The organism is Thiohalocapsa sp., from assembly GCF_019695415.1.
In the GTDB taxonomy this organism is placed as follows: domain Bacteria; phylum Pseudomonadota; class Gammaproteobacteria; order Chromatiales; family Chromatiaceae; genus Thiohalocapsa.
In genome coordinates, this window is sequence record NZ_JAIFKJ010000212.1 from 1 (window position 1) to 3,950 (window position 3,950).

Annotated in this window: 3 protein-coding genes and 1 pseudogene; all 4 read right to left on the bottom strand. The window is 66.5% G+C overall.

Annotated elements, in window-relative coordinates:
* Positions 1 to 675: pseudogene (locus I6U14_RS06050) on the bottom strand (aminotransferase class I/II-fold pyridoxal phosphate-dependent enzyme); the annotation flags it as partial.
* A gap of 10 nt (positions 676 to 685) precedes the next feature.
* Complete coding sequence (gene purF / locus I6U14_RS06055; protein WP_296897711.1) at positions 686 to 2,197, bottom strand: amidophosphoribosyltransferase; 1,512 nt, start codon at positions 2,195 to 2,197, stop codon at positions 686 to 688.
* A 200-nt stretch (positions 2,198 to 2,397) separates the two neighbouring features.
* A complete protein-coding gene (locus I6U14_RS06060) occupies positions 2,398 to 2,889 on the bottom strand; it encodes a CvpA family protein (RefSeq protein ID WP_296897712.1) in 492 nt (163 codons plus the stop codon).
* A gap of 159 nt (positions 2,890 to 3,048) precedes the next feature.
* Positions 3,049 to 3,660, bottom strand: coding sequence for an SPOR domain-containing protein (locus I6U14_RS06065; RefSeq protein WP_296897714.1), 612 nt, complete (start codon positions 3,658 to 3,660; stop codon positions 3,049 to 3,051).
* Positions 3,661 to 3,950 lie beyond the last annotated feature (290 nt).

Here is a 3,950-nt window from a genome sequence, read left to right on the forward strand (position 1 = left end):
CCACCCTCCTACCACACTCCCCTGCCCGTCCAGATGCTTGGTGGCGGAGGGGATGACCAAGTCCGCGCCTGGCCCCAGCGGGGGCTGCAGCGCAGGCTGACTGAAGCAGTTGTCCACGGCCAACAGTCATTCGTGCGCGTGCGCCAGCTCGGCAAGGGGGGCGATCTCGGCCATCTCTGTCAGGGGGTTGTACGGCGTCTCCAGGAACAGAAGCCTTGTCTGGGGCCGAATCGCGGCCGCCCAGGCCTCACGATCTGTCAACTCCACATAGCTCGTGCTGATGCCAAAGCGCGCCAGATACTTGTCGAACAACATGGTGGTGCTGCCGAAAAGGCTCCGGGAGGCCACCACGTGGTCCCCGGCCTTGAGCAGCCCCATGCACGTGGCGAGGATGGCGGACATGCCGGAGGCCGTCGCCACACAGGCAGCGCCACCCTCCAGCGCCGCCAGCCGCTGCTCGAAGGCGCGCACCGTTGGGTTGGTGAAGCGAGAATAGATGTTGCCCGGAGCCTCGCCCGCGAAGCGGGCGGCGGCCTCCGCTGCGTTCGCGAACACGAAGCTCGACGTCGTGAAGATGGGCTCGCAATGCTCGCCCTCGGCGGTACGGGCATGTCCGGTGCGAAGCGCCCGGGTGGCGAAGCCCCAGGACGCATCAAGGGCGTCGTCGTCGTGCACGGTATTCGACTTAGACCGAGTTGTGCAGCTCCAGCACCGTCTCATCCACACGCGAGTGCTGTTTGGCGCCGTCGTTGCGCACCCGCTCGAGGGATTCCAGATAGTCCGCCGTGACGTCATTAGTGACATAGACCCCGTCGAACACGGAGGTGTCGAAGCGGTCCACGTGACTCTTGCCCTTCTTCTGGATGGCCTCGATCAGGTCGTCCAGGTCTTGGAAGATGAGCCGGTCGCAGCCCAGCTCCGCTTCCACATCCGCCTCGGTGCGGTTGTGGGCAATGAGCTCGCTCGCTGCCGGCATGTCGATGCCGTAGACATTGGGGAAGCGCACCGGCGGTGCCGCAGAGGCGAAATAGACCCGCTTGGCCCCGGCGTCCCGGCCCATCTGAATGATCTGCTGGGAGGTCGTCCCGCGCACGATGGAGTCATCCACCAACAGCACGTTCTTCTTGCGAAACTCCAGGTCGATGGCGTTCAGCTTCTGCCGCACCGATTTCTTGCGCACCTGCTGGCCCGGCATGATAAAGGTCCGGCCGATGTAGCGGTTCTTGATGAAGCCCTCGGCGTAGGGCACGCCGAGCTGATTGGCGAGCTGCAGCGCGGCGGTGCGGCTGGTATCGGGCACCGGAATGACCACGTCGATGTCGTGGTCCGGCCAGACGCGCTTGATCTTTGCCGCGAGCTTCTTGCCCATGCGCGAGCGGGACTTGTGGACGGAAATGTTGTCGATGATGGAGTCCGGCCGCGCGAAGTAGACGAACTCGAAGATGCAGGGTGAGAGCACCGGCTGTTGCGCGCACTGGCGCCGATAGAGGTTGCCGCGCACGTCCACGAGCACGCACTCGCCCGGCGCGATGTCGTCGACGAGCGCGAAGCCGTTGATGTCCAGCGCCACGCTCTCGGAGGCGATCATGTACTCGGTGCCACGATCCGTTTCGCGCTTGCCGTAGACCACCGGGCGAATGCCGTAAGGGTCGCGGAAGCCGAACAGACCGAAGCCGGGAATCATCGCGACCGCCGCATAACCGCCGCGGCAGCGGCGGTGCACGCCCTCTACGGCGCGGAAAATGTCTTCCTCATCGATGCGCAGGCGGTCCTGCGCCTGCAGCTCGTGGGCGAAGACGTTGAGCAGGATCTCGCTGTCGGACTCGGTGTTGATGTGCCGTAGGTCCTGGACAAAGACGTCCTGCTTGAGCTCCTCGGCATTGGTGAGGTTGCCGTTGTGAGCGAGGACGATACCGTAGGGCGAATTGACGTAGAAGGGCTGGGCCTCGGCAGAGCTGGACACCCCCGCGGTGGGATAGCGCACGTGCCCAACGCCCATGTTGCCCTTGAGCTGCAGCATGTGGCGGTTGCCGAAGACATCACGGGTCAGGCCCGCATCTTTGCGCATGTGCAGCTTGTCGCCGTCGCTGGTGACAATACCGGCGGCATCCTGTCCGCGGTGCTGCAGCACCAGCAGCGCGTCGTATAAGGATTGGTTGACCGGTTGCTTACCAACGATGCCAACAATACCGCACATGGTTCACCTCAGGATGCGCCCGGCAGGCGCTGCCGGCACGGCCATCAACCCCCTGGGGGTCTCACCTCCGGCAGCAGGCGATACAGTGCATGGCGCCGGCGACCGCGCCATAGCCTAGCCCATACCCCGAGGAGGGGCAAAAAAGGACCGCAAGTGGCCCGGCGACCATCCCAGGGCGAGTCTGGGCGGGATGGCCGCCCTCAGATGGACTTGATCCGCTGCGTGACCTCCGGCGGGACCAAATCGAGCATGGCGTCCGCCAACAATTGGAACCTGGGCAGCAAGTCCGACTGCGCCCACCAGGGGTCCTCGACCACCGGCGTCAGCGACGCCAGGAACACCAGCAGGGCCACTACCACCGCGCCACGCCCCGCCCCGAACACCATGCCCAGCAGCCGGTCCGTGCCGGTGAGGCCGGTCTTCTCTACCAGCAGCGATAACACCCAGCCGATGATGGCGCCGACCACCAGCACCCCGATCACGATGAGCACGACAGCCACGCCCATGCGCAGCGACGGCGTCTCCAGCCAGGGCGTCAGCTGATCTGCCACCGGTCGGTAGAAGAACCAGGCCGCGAGCAATGCCGCGATCCACACGCCCAAGGCCAGCACCTCGCGAATCAGGCCGCGGGCGAGCCCGATAATGGCCGACAGGGCAATGATGCCGATGATGACGTAATCGACCCAGATCATGATTCCGTGGCTGTCCTCAGATGATTTGGAGCCCGGCCGCTGTCGGGGCAACGGCCAGGGCCGCTGTGCCGACCCGGCGACGGGGCCGGTGCGTTAGCCATGCGCCGTGGGCTGGCGCCGCTGCCCGTGCCGGGCTGCTCAACCAGCGAGCGTCGCTGGTCAAGGGTAACGCTGCACTAGGGGCTTATTGCCCGTCTCGGCCTGCAGCTCAGCCGCCAGACTGTCGGCGCGGGCGCGCTCAACCTCGGGGCCGACGCGCACCCGGTAATAGCGCTTGCCGTCGACCGTCGCCTGCTCCACGAACGCGGTGTAGCCCTTGGCGCGAAGCCTGTCCTGCAGGCCCTTAGCGGCCGCGGGCGAGCCCAGACTCGCCACCTGTACGACCCAGGATGCCGTGCCCGCAGGCACGGGCCCCGGTCCCGCCGGAGCCGGCTCGGGGGGCGCGGCGCGTCCCGTTGGCTCCTGTTGCGGCTCCGGTAGAGACTGAGACTCCGGTTGAGGCAGGGGGAGCGCCGGCTCGGCAGCCGTGACCGGGGGCTCGACAGCGGCGCCGGGCGGCGGCTCGGGAGCCGGCAGGGGAGGCGTCAAATCCTCGGCGGTGAGCGGCGCCAAGGGCGCTGCGTCCTCTTCGACAGCAGGCTCATCGGGGATGACGATGGGCTCGCCGAGACCGTTCGGCTCCGACCGGTCCAGCAACATGGGCACGAAGATGACGATCAGCGCCACCACGACGGCGGCACCGACGAGACGTCTTTTCGCACCTTCATCCATCGCTTCGGCCCCGGGGATCGTCCACGCTCAGGAGTCTTTGCCGCAGCGGGCCCCGCCCGCCGAAGCGGCGATTATACAGGAGCGACGGCGGGGTTGCGCAGCGCCGCCTCCACAACGGTGAAGGACCCGAACACCAGAATGCAGGCATCCTCGGGGAGACCGCTGGCGATTGCGGCGACAGCAGCATCCAGGCTCCGAGGGCCGCGACAGGCAACCCCAGGGACGGCCCGTCACTTGAACAAAATGGCGCGCGACGGAAGCACAATAGAAGGAGAAGCGCAGAGGGGGGG